Below are 17,508 nucleotides of genomic sequence, written 5' to 3'. Positions count from 1 at the left end.
GGAGGAACGGATACGGTAGATCTTTCAGGATACCTTGATAATACCGATGAGCAGGAACTTTCATTAGCAACTAATACTTTAAGTATATCTGGAGGAACGGATACGGTAGATCTTTCAGGATACCTTGATAATACCGATGCACAAGATTTAGATTTATCGGGTAATACGCTAAGTTTGACTAATGATGGTACTACCGTAGATCTTTCATCGTATTTGGACAATACAGATAGTCAAGCGTTATCTTTAAGCTCTAACGCGTTAAGTATCACAGGAGATTCAGGTACCATTGATTTGTCAGGATATTTGGATAATACAGATGTGCAGGATTTGGATCTTTCTGGTAATACATTGAGTTTGACTAATGACGGTACTACGGTAGATCTTTCATCGTATTTGGACAATACAGATAGTCAAGCGTTATCTTTAAGCTCTAACACGTTAAGTATTGCAGGAGATTCAGGTACCATTGATTTGTCAGGATATTTAGATAATACAGATGCACAGGATTTAAATCTTTCCGGTAATACATTGAATTTGACTAATGACGGTACTGCTGTGGATTTATCAGGATATTTAGATAATACAGATAATCAGGAGCTATCCCTAAGTGGAACAACCTTAAGTATTTCTGGAGGAGCTAATACGATAGAGTTATCAACCTTGCAGGATGGAACAGGTACAGATAGTCAAACGTTAGGGATCGCAAGTAATACCCTTAGTATTAGTAATGGAAATTCAGTAGACCTTTCTGCCTACGTTAATACAGATAGTCAGAACATGACAGCAGCGACATTGACAGGTTCAGATTTAACTATTGAGATAGAAAATGGATCTTCTGTAACTGTTGATTTAGCTCCACTTATCGCTACATTGCAAAGTGACCTAAGCACAGCTGAGTCTAATGTCGTTACACTACAAACCCAGATGACTGATGTATTGGATCGTATTCAGATAATTGAAGAATGCGCTTGTTCAGGAACTTTGGGAGTGGATGAAGTTCCTGAAGGAAAAGCAAATACACCGATATTATATCAAAATATCCCGAACCCATTTAATGGAACTTCCTCTATTAAATATTATTTACCACTAGGTGTAAGTAAAGCGGCTATGGTGTTTAGTGATAACAGCGGTAAAGTGATTTCTAATATTACATTAAATGATAGAGGTGATGGAGAAATGAATATCAACAGTGACGGTCTGGCAGCAGGTGTATATTATTATACGCTTTACGTTGGTGGTCAAAAGGTTGATACCAAAAGAATGGTTATAGAATAATCAAAATCTAGTTATATTTTATAAAGAAAAGCTTCGCTTCTGGTGGAGCTTTTTTAATTTTAAAAATTATGAATACTTTCAGGGTTGATCTTTTAAATACTTTTTTAATCCTTCTTTCTTTTGTGTTTGCCTATTTCTTGCCGTTTCAACTCTTTTTATTAGCATATGCAATCTTAGGTCCATTACATTATTTCACAGAGATCAACTGGATTCGTGATAAAAATTATTTTATAGCTAACAAAAACTGGGTGTATATAGTCTTTTCTTGTGCTTTGTTAATAGCAATTCCTACTTTCCTAAAGCTACCTACATTTGAATTATTAAAAAGTAACAGTTTAATAGGACAGGTAAAAGATACAGCTCCGGCTTACCTCAATGCCTTATTTTTTGTCACACTGGTTGTCGCAATAGCTTTAGTAAGTTTTGAAAATAAAAAGAAACAATGGGTTGTGATTGGATCAGGAGTTGTTTTAGCTATATTAATGCATCAATTTCCATTATATCATATAATATTTGGAATATTTCTACCTACGATCATTCATGTATATATATTTACTCTGGTATTTATGTGGTACGGAAATTTGGAAAAGAATAATCGTATTGGATATCTTAATGTAGGATTAATGTTGCTCATTCCTATACTTATTGTTTTTATTTCAGTAGATCATGGGTTGTATAATTTCTCTGCCAACATAAAATCTAATTATGTAGGGAATAATTTTCACGTATTAAATGTAAATATCTCTAAAATACTTGGGCTTACAGACGGAACGACATTCTTTTTCTATGAAGTTTTAGATCTTAAAATTCAAATGTTTATTGCTTTTGCTTACACATACCATTATTTAAATTGGTTTTCTAAAACAACCATAATTGGATGGCATAGAAAAATTACTACTAAAAAAACAATAGTAATTGGTATATCTTGGATGTTTTCTGTAGGACTTTATTTTTATGACTACGCAATTGGTCTTTCACTATTGCTAATTGTCAGTTTAATTCATGTATTTATGGAGTTTCCATTAAACGTAATTTCACTTCAGACTATTTTTGAAAGTTACATAGACAAATCACCAGACGAAAACTAGCAATTTCTTCTTGTTGAAAAACGTATCTTTTTAAAATCAGATGATATTTACCTGAAGTGTTTACCAGATGCTTCCCCATGTTAAACTAGTTGTGTCAGTATATCTATTTTCTCTCTTTCTTTTTAGAAAGAACATTGGAGGGAAAAGAAATATAAAATTTTGGTTTTTTGATCGTAAGCTCAAAGCCTAACAGAAAAATACTCCGATGGCTCTGCTTAGAGGGTAGCTGTTTCGAAGAATTCTTTATTTTTTTCCTCTCCTTAATTAGCACACTCAATGAAGTCGTTTAAACATTGATTCCAGAAGTGTAAAAAGCGGTATAAGTTTACAAGATACCTTAAAAAAGGACTTCGATCAAAATTTTGATATCTTTATAAAGAAAGTACTTATTTGGAAAAAAATATTCAATTTATAATGGGTGGTTTATCAGGATTTTTGATGAGCTTCTTATAGACTTTTTAGTAGTATTTATTCTAATAAGAATTTTTTCACAAAATCATTCTTGTAAGCTCTTCCTAAAGGAACTTGTTTTTGACTTGATAGATAAATTAGATTACCGGATACTTTATCAATTTTAGAAGTGTTAATGATGTATGATTTATGTATCCTCATAAATTTTTTGGTGGGTAAAAACAGCTCCCAATATCGCAGTGTTTCAGAAGATAAATGCTTTTTGTGTTGTATATAAATCTCGGTATAATCAGCATCAGACATAATGTATAAAATATCATCAATAAGAATACGGATATGATCATACCCTTCCTTAATATAAACTTCATTTATTTCTGTGGTTTCTGCTCTTGGGATTGAATTTTGTTGTTTAGTCTCAATCTTAACGATTGCTTTTATAAACCGCTGAAAAGAAAAGGGTTTTAACAAATAATCCACTACATCAAATTCATAACTTTCCAGAGCATACTCCGGAAAAGCTGTTGTAAGGATAACCTGAGGCGGATTAGACAAGGTTTTTAAAAAATCAATACCTGATATTTTTGGTAAATGTATGTCTAAAAAAATGATGTCAATTTCAGTCGATTTCATCATTTCCATCGCTTTAAGAGCATCGGTAAAAGTTCCTATAAGTTCTAAGGAACCCAAATCTTCAATATATTTTTTCAAAATACGTTGCGCCGGTAGTTGGTCTTCTATAATGATACATTTCATTGTTCCTGAGACTTTTTTAGATCAATTGTTAGTTCAACATCATATGTTTTATTATCAGTTTTGATGTGTAACATATGTGCTTTTGGATATATAATGGCAAGCCGTTTTTTTACATTTTCTAAACCAATTCCACTATCCAAATTGTTCGTATTGGTTTGCATTTTGTAGGTGTTTGAACATTTAAAATAAAGCAATCCATCTTCGGTAACCTTGATATCTACTTCAATAATTATATCACTTGTTTGACTGGAACTACCATGCTTTAGTGCATTTTCAATAAAAACAACTAAAATCAAGGGAGCTATCCGGAAATTTGATTGCTCAATGTTTTTTAAGAGCGTAACCTTACCACGACCTTCTATTTGCAGCCGTCCAAGATTGATAAAGTTTCCCAATTGTTCTACCTCTTTTGAAAGCAAAACATATTTAGCTTTACACTCATATAGCATATACCGAAGTACGCCCGATAATTCCAAGATAAGTTCTGGTGTACGTGGAGATTTTTCGATAGCGTATGAGTACAGGTTGTTCATATTATTGAACAAGAAGTGGGGATTGATTTGTGATTTTAGGAATTGGAGCTCGCTTTCTTTTACAGAATCTTTCAGTTCCTTTACCTCTCTTTGTTTGACAAGTGCATCCCAGCCAAATTTAAACCCTGCCAGGACTGATAAAGTAGGCAACGTACTCATAAGATTGTACCCAATACCAAGGAATCTGGTACCGCGAGTATCTGGAAAATAGATTTTTTCTAAGATGGCTTCTTCAACAAAAATTACCCATACTACTATCAAAGTAACATACAATGAAAACTTTAGGTACGCCCCAGGATACAAAAATTTGGGAAGAAGTACATAATTTATGATAAGGCCAGCAATAACAAAATTTAAAAAGAATACATACTGATATGGCTGTATTTCGGGATTACGGCGGTCAAATGAATAGAAGATAAATACCACAATATGTAATATCACCTGAAACCAAATCTCTTTATTTATAAATAATCTTTTCACTGTACTGAGTGTTATATAACAAATATAGTTTTTTGCTTTTCCAACTTTTATATTTAAAAGGTAACCATCTCAAAAAAACCTCTAAACAGCAGATCTATATAGATAAATAACAATCATGTTGTTTGTAGGTGTAGTATGGTTGTTTACCCAGATGAATTTTTATAAATCCTTTTTACTTCTTTTCTTTGGATTATAATATTATAATGATGTATACGATGAATATTCGGTTTCTTTTGATAATGATACTATCCACAATTTGTGGCTGGGCTCAAAATGAGGAGATATTAGTTTCGGGCTCCCTTGTTGAAGCTGGAACAGGTCAACCTGTACCTTATGCAACAGTAGTTTTAAATAATACAAAATCCAATTCAGTAATAACAGGAGCTACTACTGATGACAACGGAATATTTGCGATAAAAACTTCAGAAAGTAATTTCTATGTGGAAATTAGTTTTATGGGGTTTGAAACAATTCAGATACGGAATTTTCAAGTAATAGAAGGGAAAGTCGAATTAGGAACAGTCAAATTATCTCAAGATAGCCAAACTCTGGATGAAGTAATAGTAAGAGGTGAGGTTTCTAAAACAGAATTTAAACTAGACAAGCGTGTTTTTAACGTAGGTAAAGACCTAAGCAGTACCGGAGCCAGTGCATTAGAAGTGCTCAATAATGTACCCTCAGTCAATGTTGATATTGAAGGAGCAATAAGTTTGCGAGGAAGTGCGGGAGTTCAAATCTTAATTAATGGTAAACCTTCTGTGTTAGCAGACGAGTCCAGCAATGCTTTGGGAACAATTACTGCAGATATGATCGAAAGTATTGAGGTAATTACCAATCCATCAGCCAAATATGAAGCTTCGGGAACCTCGGGAATTTTGAATATTATCTTAAAAAAAGAAGAGAAAAAAGGCTGGAACGGTTCGGTATCTGCCAATACTGGTGTGCCAGACAATCACAGTATTGGGCTTAGCCTTAACCGCAGAACCGAAAAATTTAATCTGTTTACTCAAATGGGAGCCGGCTACCGCTCATTACCCAGAGATAATGAAGCGATTAACCGAAATTTGGTGAATGGTGAAGTAGTTTTTAGCGAAGGAGAAAACTTCAGAAATGAGACCTTTTTTAATATTACAGTAGGTACAGACTACCATTTAAACAAATACAACGTCTTCACCCTTTCAGGTAATTTTGCCTATGAGATTGAAGATCAGCCGTCAGAGACCCAGTTTCGATTCTTTGATGCCAGCAATACTTTAGTGTCTCGATGGGTACGAGATGAAACTACGGATGCTACCAATCCCAAATGGCAATATGAGTTTAATTGGAAAAAGCAGTTTAAAAACAACGAAGATCATACCTTTCAGCTTAGTGCGCTGGGTAGTTTCTTCGGAAAAGACCAATCTTCGTCTTTTACCGATACTACCTTGGAAGGAACAAATGTTGATAACAATCAACAGACGGCTACGAACTTCCAGCAGGCTGATTTTACTTTTAAAGGAGATTATACCAATCCGTTAACCGAAGCATATACAATTGAAACAGGAGTGCAATACGTTATAAACGATGTAGGGAATGATTTTGAAGTACGCGACCTGATTGACGGTGAGTTTGTAATCAATGAAAACCTGACCAACAACTTCGAGTGGAATCAAAAAGTACTGGGAATATATGCAACCGGAGCTTATGAAAATGATACCTGGGGTATAAAAGCAGGTATGAGAATCGAAAATACCGATCTGGAAACATTATTGACGAATACCAACGAAGCCAACTCACGAAATTTTACCAACCTATTCCCAAGTTTACATACATCATATAAAGTTAATGACAAGTTTTCACTTCAGGCAGGCTATTCAAAACGTATTTTTAGACCTCGCTTATGGGATTTGAATCCCTTTTTTAACATTAGGAACAATTTTAATATCCGAGTTGGAAACCCAAATTTGCAACCGGAGTTTACGCATTCATACGAGTTAACAAGTATTTACAAAATAGCAAAAGCTAGTTTGAGCTCTAGCCTATACCACCGCTACACAACCGATGTAGTAGAACGTGTATCAACTTTTGAAGACAACGTTACCTTTACCACGCCTCAAAATATCGGAACAAATTCTTCTGTTGGTTTTGAGACCAACGGAAAATACAGTCCTTCGAAATGGTTGACATTTACAGGCGATTTCAATTACAGTTATTTTGATCGAAAAGGAATTTTTGAAGATCAGGTTTTTGATTTTACCGGAAATCAATGGTCTACTCGATTGGGTTCAAAAATTGGCTTACCCGCTGATATTGATTTAGAGCTGACCGGTAATTATCGTTCTGGTTTTAATACAGTACAAGGCGAGCAAAGTGGTTTTGCTTTTATGGATATGGGCTTACGTAAAAAAATTCTAAAAGGCAAGGTCGTTGCAAATATTGGTATCCGAGATGTTTTTGCTTCTCGAATTCAAGAACGGTTTGTGAACCAACCTACCTTCGAAACGTATGATTTTGGGCAACGTGGACGCTTTTTTACTTTTGGACTAAGTTATGGGTTTGGTAAAGGTGAAGCGATGACCTATTCAGGAAGAAGAAGATAAATGAAATCGCGTTGGGTTTAATTTCTGCTTTCGCAGCCTGTTGAGGTGTGTGTTTAATTCAAAAAAGTGTAATGTTGAATACTTTTAATCTGCATTACTTCCTATATTGCACCAACAACTAGATGGTTTTTTAATCCAAATACTTTAAAAAATAAAAATCGATAATAAGTTTTTTTATTACTCCAACTGCTTATTTCTTAAATCCTGTTGTAATACGATTTTTCAGTTAGATATATTATATCTATGGTATGAGTAACTTAGTAGAAGTATCTTTTATTTGTTTTAATTTTTGTCTAAACAATAATTAAAATGGACAATCATTACATTTTAGGACATGTACAAGACAAAGTAAGCTTATTTTATAAAAAAAGGTTTTACGCACACGAGGCTTTGAATGAAGAAAGTGGACTCGTAGAGGGCAGAGCGTATCGAAAATGTCTTGAAGACCTTTATAGCGTAAGAGCTAGTTGATGCGGCTGCCGAATCCCCCGAAAAAAACAAAATCCTACCATTAGGCAGGATTTTTGTGGAGTCGGAGAGGACCGTAGTGTTGAGAATTGATCCGGTGGATCAATTTAACGTAGGAGCCAGCTGGCGCACAGGCCGAATCCCCGGATACACAAAACCCTGCCAAAAGGCAGGGTTGCAGTGGAGTCGGAGGGATTCGAACCCTCGTCCAAACAAGTAATACAATAGCTTTCTACACGCTTAGTTTCTGTTTAGATTTTCGTCTGATTGCCGGTCAAAAACTACCAACGCACAGCTTAACTTTACTTAAGTTTCGCCAAAACATCAAAGTACTATTTCGGCTAGGTTTACTTTTACGAAGCCTCAAAACCGATCGCCGCAAACCAAGGCTTTCGAGAGACTTCCTGCTTGTCCGCCTTGCGGACCGAGGCATTATCCTACTATAATTCGGATTATGCAGCTAGGGCGTAGTTATTCTCGCCGTTTAAAAAAGATGAAACATGATATTTACGAGCTATATCCCAGCGCTCGGCGTGCTTACCACTCTATTAATCTCGCTGTCAAAACCAGTCGACCCCAATAGTAATTCTGAATGAAGAATTACGAATTCTAATTTTTAGAATATCATAAAAATATAAACTCCTCATCCAAAATGGATGGCAAAGATAATCATATTTGTCATATCTTTGCCGCGCTTTTATAGAAACAAAATACATACCAAAAATTATATGACTACATTCGGAATTATCAAAGAACGTAAAAACCCGCCAGATCGACGGGTAGTCTTTTCTCCAAAGGGGTTAAGTGACACAGTGTCTCAGTTTCCTGAAGCATCTTTTAAAGTAGAAAGCTCTGATATTAGAGTATTTAGTGATGCTGACTATAAAACTGCTGGTTTTGACGTTACCGATGATCTTTCTGATTGTGATGTTTTACTAGGTGTAAAAGAAGTTCCGATAGAAGCATTGATACCTAATAAAAAATATTTCTTTTTTTCGCATACGATCAAAAAACAACCCTACAACAGAAAACTGTTAAAAGCAATCCTTGATAAAAATATCGAATTGTATGACCACGAAGTTATTGTAAACAAAAAAGAATTCAGACTTATTGGTTTTGGTCGATATGCTGGCATTGTAGGAGCATATAATGGTTTTAGGGCGTTTGGCTTAAAAAATGAAAGTTTTTTGCTTCCTAAAGCAGAAACATTGTCTGATCAACAGGCACTAGAATCCGAATTACTAAAGATTAGTTTACCAAACATGAAGATTGTTCTTACTGGTAAAGGTAAAGTAGGAAGTGGAGCCAAAGAAATTCTGGATGCAATGAAGATCAAAGAAGTTTCTGTTGATGAATATGTGGCGAATACGTATGACGAGCCAGTATATACACAGATTGATGTATTGGATTACAATGAGCGGAAGGATGCTAAGGTAATTAACAAGAAAGATTTTTATAATAATCCCGAAGAGTATGTGAGTGACTTTATGAAATTTGCCAAAGTCAGTGATATGTATATTGCCGGTCACTTTTTTGGTGATGGAGCTCCTTATATATATACAAGAGAAGATGCAAAATCTGCTGATTTTAAAATCAGCGTGGTAGCAGATATTTCTTGCGATATTGATGGTCCAGTTGCAACTACTATCCGACCTTCTACTATAGCGGATCCTATTTATGGATATCATCCTTTAAAGGAAGAAGAGGTTGATTATAAAGATCCTGAAGCGGTGGTAGTAATGGCTGTAGATAATTTACCTTGTGAGTTACCCAAAGATGCGAGTGAAGGTTTTGGAGATATGTTTTTGCAACACGTAATACCTGCATTTTTTAATAATGATGCAGATGGAGTTTTAGAACGTGCAAGAATGACACAACACGGTAAATTAACTTCTAGGTATGCCTATTTACAGGATTATGTAGAAGGAAAAGAATAGTTTTATACACTATAAATCATATAAAAAATGACTACTCAGGAACTTGTTGATCAAATATGGAAAAAGAAATCCTTTTTATGTGTAGGCCTGGATGTAGACCTCTCTAAAATTCCAAAACATTTGTTGGAATCTGAAGATCCAATTTTTGAGTTTAATAAAAAAATAATCGATGCTACACATCATCTGGCTGTAGCATACAAACCAAATACAGCTTTTTACGAAGCGTATGGATTGAAGGGCTGGAAATCTTTAGAAAAAACCATTCGATATATCAATACGAACCATCCAGAAATTTTTACGATTGCGGATGCAAAACGAGGTGATATTGGTAATACCAGTGCTATGTATGCCAAAGCATTTTTTGAAGACCTGGAGTTTGATTCGGTTACGGTAGCTCCTTATATGGGAAAGGATTCTGTAGAACCTTTTCTCGCATTTTCAGGAAAACATACGATTATGCTGGCGCTGACTTCTAATAAGGGTGCTTTTGACTTTCAGACTAAAAGTGTAGAAGGAACGGAGTTATATAAACAAGTATTAAACACCTCTAAGAGTTGGCAACATTCAGAAAACTTAATGTATGTAGTGGGAGCTACCAAAGCAGAATTTCTAACGGACATTAGAAAAATTATTCCGAATAGTTTTTTGTTAGTACCAGGAGTTGGTGCTCAAGGTGGCAATCTACAAGATGTATGCAAATACGGAATGAATGATCAAATAGGATTATTGATCAATTCGTCAAGAGGAATTATATATGCTTCAGATGGGTTTGATTTTGATACAGTTGCCAGAGAAAAAGCTAAAGAGCTTCAGCAGCAAATGCAAGAAATATTAGAAAGCAAAAAATAGAAGAGGAAATTAAATCTGGATTCAATTTCCTCTTCTATTTTTTAATCAAAAATTTTGAGCAAATTAGCTCTCTTTGATGAATTAAAAAAATTACCGTCTGTTAGCCTTAAACACTTGTTTTGCATATCCAACAAGTCCATAAGTGATAAAAATCACAAAAAATGCTAAAAAACCGTAAAAAATAATGTTAAGTAATACTGAATTCATAGCCCCAAGATTTTAAATTAAAAGTTTTTACAAGATAACTAATTTTTGCAGGAATTACTAATTTTAATACATTAATTATTAAGTAGTTATGGTTTTTATTGACAGGATTATTTTATTGTTATTTATATAAGAGATATGTTATATATAGATCAGTTAGGTAGAGCGATTAGGTTTACAGAACCTCCTAGAAGGATTGTGTCTTTAGTGCCATCACAAACAGAGCTTCTGGTTGCTTTAGGGTTATCCCATGCTATTGTAGGGGTGACTAAGTTTTGTGTGCATCCAAATACAATACGAAAAGAAAAACAAATCGTAGGCGGTACTAAGCATATTCATCTGGATAAAATTAAAGAGTTACAACCTGATATTGTTTTATGTAACAAAGAAGAGAATACCAAAGAAATTGTAGAAGTATTACAAGAAGAGTATCCAGTGCACGTTTCAGATATAAGTACTATAGATGAATCTTTGGAATTAATCCATCAGTATGGAAAGATATTTGATTCATTAAAGCCGGCCACAACACTTATTTCTGAAATTAGATCAGAATGGAATAGCTTTTTAAAATTCATAACAGATAAACCCAAAAAGAAAGTAGCTTATTTTATTTGGCGGAAACCGTGGATGGTAGCAGGTAAAGGAACATTTATACATCATCTATTAGAGATGAACGGGTTTGTAAATGTAGTTGGAAATCAGGATCGTTATCCCAAAATTTCTAATGATGAGTTGACAAAGTTACCAGATTTGGATCTCATCCTGTTATCTTCAGAGCCTTTTCCGTTTTCTGAAGATCATATAACCGAAATGAAGGAACTTGTACCAAATACAAAAGTGATTTTGGTAGATGGTGAGTATTTTTCCTGGTATGGATCAAGATTACATAAAGCATTTTCTTATTTCAAGACGCTTCATTAGCAAGCGTTCAACAATACATTAAATACTGTTAATCCTATAAATAGTGAGTAAATAGTGATTATCTTTGTCATCTTAAACCGTTTATGCTAAACTATTCTATATACAACCATCCTGATAATACCCATTGGGTTACTTTTGTACACGGGGCAGGAGGGAGTTCTTCTATTTGGTTTAAGCAGGTAAGAGAATTTAGAAAACATTACAACGTACTACTGTTAGATCTAAGAGGTCACGGAAACTCTAAACCTGCTATCAAGGATGCTTTTAGTTCTAAATATACGTTTGATTCAATTACAGAGGATATTGTAGAAGTTATTGATAAAGAAAAAATAAAGTCTTCACATTTTGTAGGAATCTCTTTGGGTACGATATTAATCAGGAACTTGGCAGAAAAGTATCCCAATCGTGTAGATAGTATGATTATGGGTGGTGCTATTATGAAATTAAACCTTAGGTCTCAGGTGCTAATGAAACTAGGAATTGTTTTTAAATCTGTGATTCCTTATATGTTTTTATATAAGTTTTTTGCCTTTATTATTATGCCTAAAAAGAATCACAAGCAATCCAGGTTACTTTTTGCAAATGAAGCCAAAAAATTGTATCAAAAAGAATTTGTACGGTGGTTTAGGTTAACATCTGAGATTAATCCTTTGTTACGGTTTTTTCGGGATAAGGATATTAAGATACCTACACTTTATGTAATGGGTGAAGAAGACTACCTGTTTTTACCATCGATTAAAAAAGTAGTTTCCATTCACGAATTCTCTAACCTTTTTGTAGTAAAGAATTCTGGTCATGTAGTAAACGTAGAACAACCGGAGATTTTTAACGAAGAGTCACTGGCATTTTTATATCGATTTTCTGTGTAAAGGTATTATTGATGATGTTGTATTTTTTTGATTTCTAGTAAGATTTTACTAGCTTCTTCGTGCAAAAGATCGCTTCTTACTTTGTCTTTGATGGCAAGGTTATAAGCACTTTTCATTAACCTCGAGTATCGTTTTTGTAATTTTTCTAGATCAGTTTTTTCTTTATACCAATAAAACATTTCCTTTCTTTTTTTTACAAAAGTATTAGATGAGTTTTACTTAAGTTCCTAAGAAGTAGTTAAGGTTAGCTAATAGTATACTAAAAAAGGATAATATGACTAGTTCATACTATCCTTTTTTATAGGCTAATTAAATTATATAATGTATTTTCTTTTAGTAACCGTCGTTTTGTTCAAGGTTAGGATTTACATTTCTTTCTCTTTGTGGAATTGGTAAAACCAATCGACTATCATCAAAGGAGAGTGGACCGATAGGGATTTCTAATCTTTTGAAATCGTGTAGTTTGTGTCCTTCAAAAGATAATTCACGCAGTCTTTCCAGAATAATATCTACATAGGTCAAGGTAGTTAACGTAACAGCATTGGATCTAAATCGTATTGTGTTGACATCATTAATTGGATCTGTACCAATTGCTGTACCTAAAACAAAGTTAGACTCAGCACGTATAAGATGCATTTCAGGTAACCTGATAAAAGGTATGTTTGCATTTCCGAAAATCCATTTATAGGATGCAATACCTGATCCGGTTTCAGAGTCGATGTAAAAGAAATTTGCTCTCAAGTCATTAAAATCATCAAATATCCCGAAAAAAGGATTTTCTATTGATATATCTGGATTTCCAGGTCTTCCGCCAAATCTGTCAGTAGCCCAAAACGTATTCATACTATTTGCTCCGTCTGAATCGGTTACCTGCCAGGCAAAAATATCTTCTGTAGAGTTATCGTCATTATTGTAGGCATCGTCAAGAATTTCTGTGATTAAGTAACTACCTGACTGTATCACTTCGTTAGACAAATCTCTTGCTGCTTCATAATTACCAATCTGCAATTGTATTCTTGCTAATAAAGCTTTAGCCGCATTTGCAGAAGCAAAAACACCATTAGTTTCTGGTAAAAGAACAATTGCGTCTTCAAGATCATTGATGATAAAATCGTATACTTCACCAATTGTGTTTCTGGATGGATAGGTTACATCCTCAAATGAAATCACCGGAGTTCTAATAATTGGAACACCTAGCTCTCCATCATGTATCCTATTGTTATTGTGTTTAGAGAAAAACCGTACCAAATCAAAATATGTTACAGCTCTTAAAAACTTGGCCTGTCCTTCAACAGAGTTTTTACGGTCAAGATTGTCAAAAACATCTAGGTTGTCAAGTACAATATTAGCTTGATTACTGATGTCATACCCATTTAACCATAAGTTAGCGACAAAAGTATTATTGGTGTTAATTACCTTATTGTTAAACTCGCCTGGGTCAGAAAATGTTCCATTCCATTGTAACTCTTGGTCGTTTACCAATAATTCCGCAATCGTATAAATTTGACCACCGTAACTAGGTGCCTGCACTGCTTGTGCGTAGGTTCCGATAAGGATGTTAGCTACTTTTTCTGGAGTGTCGTAAGCATCCTCAGTGGTTAAGGATTGATTGGGGTCAATGTCTAATTTGTTTTCACAACTAACAGAGAGTATTGATAGTGTGAATATAATTACTGTTTTTATATATGTTTTCATTGTTTTTTACTTTTAGGTTAAAGCATTAAATTTCAAAAATCTGATTTTTTAGAATTCAATATTAATTCCTAGTGTATATGTTTTTGCCGGCGGAGCTGAATAAAAAGAAGTACCCCTTCTTACACCAGAATTCCCGTTAAAATCTGCAGTAGATTCAGGGTCATATCCTTCATAATCGGTGATTGTAAATAAATTAAGGCCACTAAAATAAAACCTTACTTTTTCCATATAAAACTTTTTAGAATATGTCGGATTAATAGTATATCCTAGTGTAATGTTTCTTAGTCTTATAAAATCAGCTTCTTCCAGATAACGGGTAGAATCGGCTTGTCCATTCTCCTGATTTAATCTCGCTTGAGGTACATCGGTAATGTCCCCCGGGTTTTGCCATCTATCTAATTGATCCGTTGTTTGATTGTCAAAGAATTTACCATTTCCGGAAGAAAACTTACCAGCTTGATCAAAAATTGAGGCTCCAAATTCTCCCTGAAAAATAAATTGAAAATCAAAGTCTTTTGCCTTTATAGTATTTGTCAATCCAATTTGATAATCAGGAAACGGATCTCCTGTAATAATTTTATTTGCCTTAGCAACACTGTTAGTTAGTGTTTTGTCCAATGAACCGTCTGGGTTTGTTGCATTGGTATAAAATAAGGCATCTCCATTAGCTGCATCAACACCAGCATATTCATATAAATAAAATGAAGAGATCGCTTCACCTTTTCTTATAATATTTACATCATCTATGATATCACCACTAGGCAAGTCGGTAACTTCATTTCTGTTCTTCGTAAATAATGCACCAATATTCCAGGTTAATGAGGGTTTAGAAATAATTCGCGCATTAAGATTCACCTCAAATCCTTTATTTACTATTTCGCCTATGTTTCTAACAACCGAAGTGAAACCAGATGTACCAGGTAGTGGTTGGTTGAATAATAAATCATTAGTAGTTTTATTATAATAATCAAATTCTACAGAAATGATATTATTGAATAATCCAAAATCAACGCCTAGGTCGTATTGAGTAGTTTTCTCCCAGCGTAATTCATTGTCTCCTAACTGGATGGGCGATACCCCAAGCCTTTCGTCATAGGTAGTAACACCATAGAGATCTTTACTCGCAAAGTCTCCAATCTCTGCATTTCCTGTAATACCCCAACTTGCTCTTAGTTTTAATCTATTCAAAAAATCAGAACTACTTAAAAATCGTTCGTTACTAACGACCCAAGCTGCAGAGGCTGCTGGGAACCAACCAAATTGTGAATCTTCTCCAAATCTTGAAGAACCGTCACGACGAATACTAAGGTTAAAAAGGTATTTTTCTGCTATAGAAAAACGTGATCTGGCAAAATAGGATAAGAAGTTGTATTTTGTTTTGTTAGACCCTCCATTAGTAATTAATACAGCATTGTCTAATGTTTGAAGATCATCTGATGGAAATCCTTGTCCGATAGTAAATTGACTTTTTCGATTGGTTTCTTCAAAACTTCCTCCTAAGGTTGCAGAGAAATCTACGAAATCTCCAAATGTTCGTTTATAGCTCAGGTAATTCGTTAAAATATATCTTTCTGTAATAGCATTGCTAGCTGTGCCAACGCCACCTGCAGATGCAAATTCGGTCAAACTTCCAGAGAACCTTTCGGCATTCTGATTATTAGCATCATATCCAATTTCGGATTTATACTGTAGGTAATCATTGATGTAAAAATCACCATAAATGTTTGCAGTCGTTCTCCAGATGTCAGTAACAAATCTTCCGGTTTGTTCTTGTCCTAAAAAGTTTTGGAATAATGTGGAATTACCATCGACATTTGCAGTTCCGTCTTCTAATAAAGCAGGTGTTAATGGTGATTGGGCGATAGACTGAAGCGGAGAAATAAAAGCATTATCGTTTGATAATCGATCGATTGTCACCTTAGATAAATTAATGTTTACTCCTATGGTGGACTTTTCTGTAATGTCGGCATCCACTTTACCTCTTAGTGTATAGCGATCTAATTCATTTCCTAAGATGATACCTTCTGTTTTGTTATATGAGGTAGAAACGAAGTATTTAATTTTTTCATTTCCGCCAGAAGCAGATAAATCGATATCTTGTGTGATTCCATCCACCAATGCGAGATCTTGCCAATCTGTATCAACTTCGTTCGTTCTCCAATCCCGACCTAAAGATAATTGGTCGAATTTTGTTTCAATCTCGCTTAGAGAGATGCCACTGTTTTGTGCAGCTTCTCTATAGAACTCTACGTATTGCTCGGTATTTAAAAAACTGCGTTTATTCGTAGCAAAATTCCATCCCGATGCAGTATTTAAAGTAACTTTGGTTTTTCCTGTTTTTCCTGTTTTGGTAGTAATGATAATAACTCCATTAGTTCCTCGAGCTCCATAAATGGCAGCTGCCGAAGCATCTTTTAGAAAATCTATAGAATCGATATCGTTAGGATTCAACCCGATTAATGGGTTGATAGGTGAATTGTTTATAGATTCGTCATCGTTTATTAGCGGTACACCATCTAATACATATAATGGCTCTTGGGATGCTCCAACGGTAGCGATACCTCTTACTCTAACCTTAATTCCTGATTCTACTCTTCCAGAAAGTTGAGTGATTTGAACCCCGGTAACTTTACTAGTCATTAATGATTGAATACTGGGTGTATTAATATCAACAAGATCATTAGCACGGATACTGGATATACTAGAGGTGATCTGCTTTTTAGAAGAGCTACCATATCCTATAAGCACTACCTGATCTAAACCTTCAACATTATCTTTTAAGGTAACATTGATCACTGTTGATCCTGTAACAACTACTTCTTGTGTTTCAAAACCAACATACGAAAATATGAGTATATCACCTGATTTTGTTTCAATCGAATATTTTCCATCAAAATCTGTTTGAACTCCGTTATTGGTGTTTTTTACAAGAATGTTTGTTCCCGGAAGCGGGATGCCAGACGCATCAAGGACAGTTCCTGTAACTGTTTTCTCTTGTGCATAGGTAAATCCGGCGCATAGAAGCATAGCTATAGCTACGCTAAGTTTGATTAAGTTTTTCATTGAGGGCGTTTTTAAATCGTGGGCAAAATTACGCTAATCCCGTAAGAAAAATATTCCTACGTCTTAATAACTATTTAAAAACAGGTGTTTAATTATGAAGATACCGAATCATCAGTAAGAGGGGGATTTTATTATTTTCAACCAAAACAACTATTATTTACTATAATCGTTAAGAAAAGAATAAAATCTTGTGTTTTTGTCAAAAATTAAAAATTCGTTAAAATTGATATTTGATTCGATAAAGAGCAGTTTTGAAGCATTTGTTTTCTTATGAGATCGAATTTTCTCTACAAAAGCGTAGCTGTTTATAAAAAGATTCTTAGTTGATATTTAAAATCATGTAAAATTATGGAATACGTGGCGATAGAACGTTGTGTTTTGTG

13 protein-coding genes and 1 other RNA gene are annotated in these 17,508 nt (G+C 34.4%); 8 read left to right on the top strand and 6 right to left on the bottom strand.

All coding sequences use genetic code 11. From position 1 onward, the window contains the following. Window positions 1–1,275: T9SS type A sorting domain-containing protein (locus tag ACWGOQ_RS13800; protein WP_458202822.1), on the top strand; the 1,275-nt coding region annotated here is incomplete at its 5' end. 68 nt (window positions 1,276–1,343) lie between these two features. After that, window positions 1,344–2,363 (top strand): hypothetical protein, encoded by a 1,020-nt coding sequence (locus ACWGOQ_RS13795; RefSeq protein ID WP_452058735.1) that lies wholly within the window; start codon window positions 1,344–1,346, stop codon window positions 2,361–2,363. A 468-nt stretch (window positions 2,364–2,831) separates the two neighbouring features. Here ACWGOQ_RS13795 and ACWGOQ_RS13790 read toward each other — a convergent pair whose 3' ends face one another. Beyond that, window positions 2,832–3,527: a LytR/AlgR family response regulator transcription factor gene (locus ACWGOQ_RS13790; RefSeq protein ID WP_452058734.1), complete on the bottom strand. Its 696-nt coding sequence runs from the start codon at window positions 3,525–3,527 to the stop codon at window positions 2,832–2,834. Beyond that, window positions 3,524–4,540, bottom strand: coding sequence for a sensor histidine kinase (locus ACWGOQ_RS13785; RefSeq protein ID WP_452058733.1), 1,017 nt, complete (start codon window positions 4,538–4,540; stop codon window positions 3,524–3,526). Before ACWGOQ_RS13785 ends, ACWGOQ_RS13790 begins: the two co-directional genes overlap by 4 nt. Before the next feature lie 215 nt (window positions 4,541–4,755). On the opposite strand from ACWGOQ_RS13785, the gene ACWGOQ_RS13780 reads away from it, so the two are divergent. Together ACWGOQ_RS13780 and ACWGOQ_RS13775 are read left to right on the top strand one after the other, a co-directional pair. Beyond that, window positions 4,756–7,119, top strand: a complete 2,364-nt coding sequence (locus tag ACWGOQ_RS13780) for a TonB-dependent receptor (RefSeq protein ID WP_458202821.1) — start codon at window positions 4,756–4,758, stop codon at window positions 7,117–7,119. Window positions 7,120–7,428: 309 nt separating this feature from the next. Next, window positions 7,429–7,590: a hypothetical protein gene (locus ACWGOQ_RS13775; protein ID WP_452058731.1), complete on the top strand. Its 162-nt coding sequence runs from the start codon at window positions 7,429–7,431 to the stop codon at window positions 7,588–7,590. Between the two features lie 175 nt (window positions 7,591–7,765). On the opposite strand, the gene ssrA is transcribed toward ACWGOQ_RS13775, so the two are convergent. After that, window positions 7,766–8,165: a transfer-messenger RNA gene (ssrA, locus tag ACWGOQ_RS13770) on the bottom strand. A gap of 150 nt (window positions 8,166–8,315) precedes the next feature. On the opposite strand from ssrA, the gene ACWGOQ_RS13765 reads away from it, so the two are divergent. The 4 genes from ACWGOQ_RS13765 (at window position 8,316) to ACWGOQ_RS13750 (ending at window position 12,367) form a co-directional block, all read left to right on the top strand. After that, window positions 8,316–9,524, top strand: a complete 1,209-nt coding sequence (locus tag ACWGOQ_RS13765; protein ID WP_452058730.1) for an NAD(P)-dependent oxidoreductase — start codon at window positions 8,316–8,318, stop codon at window positions 9,522–9,524. 27 nt (window positions 9,525–9,551) lie between these two features. Continuing rightward, entirely contained in the window at window positions 9,552–10,373 is an 822-nt protein-coding gene (gene pyrF / locus ACWGOQ_RS13760; RefSeq protein WP_452058729.1) for an orotidine-5'-phosphate decarboxylase, read from the top strand. 342 nt (window positions 10,374–10,715) lie between these two features. Further along, complete coding sequence (locus ACWGOQ_RS13755; RefSeq protein ID WP_452058728.1) at window positions 10,716–11,498, top strand: ABC transporter substrate-binding protein; 783 nt, start codon at window positions 10,716–10,718, stop codon at window positions 11,496–11,498. A gap of 83 nt (window positions 11,499–11,581) precedes the next feature. Further along, on the top strand, window positions 11,582–12,367 hold the full coding sequence (locus ACWGOQ_RS13750) for an alpha/beta fold hydrolase (protein WP_452058727.1): 786 nt from the start codon (window positions 11,582–11,584) through the stop codon (window positions 12,365–12,367). A 5-nt stretch (window positions 12,368–12,372) separates the two neighbouring features. Here ACWGOQ_RS13750 and ACWGOQ_RS13745 read toward each other — a convergent pair whose 3' ends face one another. The 3 genes from ACWGOQ_RS13745 to ACWGOQ_RS13735 form a co-directional block, all read right to left on the bottom strand. Beyond that, entirely contained in the window at window positions 12,373–12,546 is a 174-nt protein-coding gene (locus ACWGOQ_RS13745) for a Lacal_2735 family protein (protein ID WP_452058726.1), read from the bottom strand. Window positions 12,547–12,700: 154 nt separating this feature from the next. Continuing rightward, window positions 12,701–14,062 carry a RagB/SusD family nutrient uptake outer membrane protein gene (locus ACWGOQ_RS13740; RefSeq protein WP_452058725.1) on the bottom strand — a complete coding sequence of 454 codons (1,362 nt, stop codon included), beginning with the start codon at window positions 14,060–14,062 and terminating at the stop codon, window positions 12,701–12,703. 48 nt (window positions 14,063–14,110) lie between these two features. Then, window positions 14,111–17,125, bottom strand: a complete 3,015-nt coding sequence (locus ACWGOQ_RS13735) for a SusC/RagA family TonB-linked outer membrane protein (RefSeq protein WP_452058724.1) — start codon at window positions 17,123–17,125, stop codon at window positions 14,111–14,113. Window positions 17,126–17,508: the final 383 nt, after the last annotated feature.

The sequence above is a fragment of the Aquimarina ulvae genome, from assembly GCF_053613295.3.
Note: the sequence above shows the minus strand (reverse complement) of the source record. Positions and strands in the feature narration are given on the sequence as shown.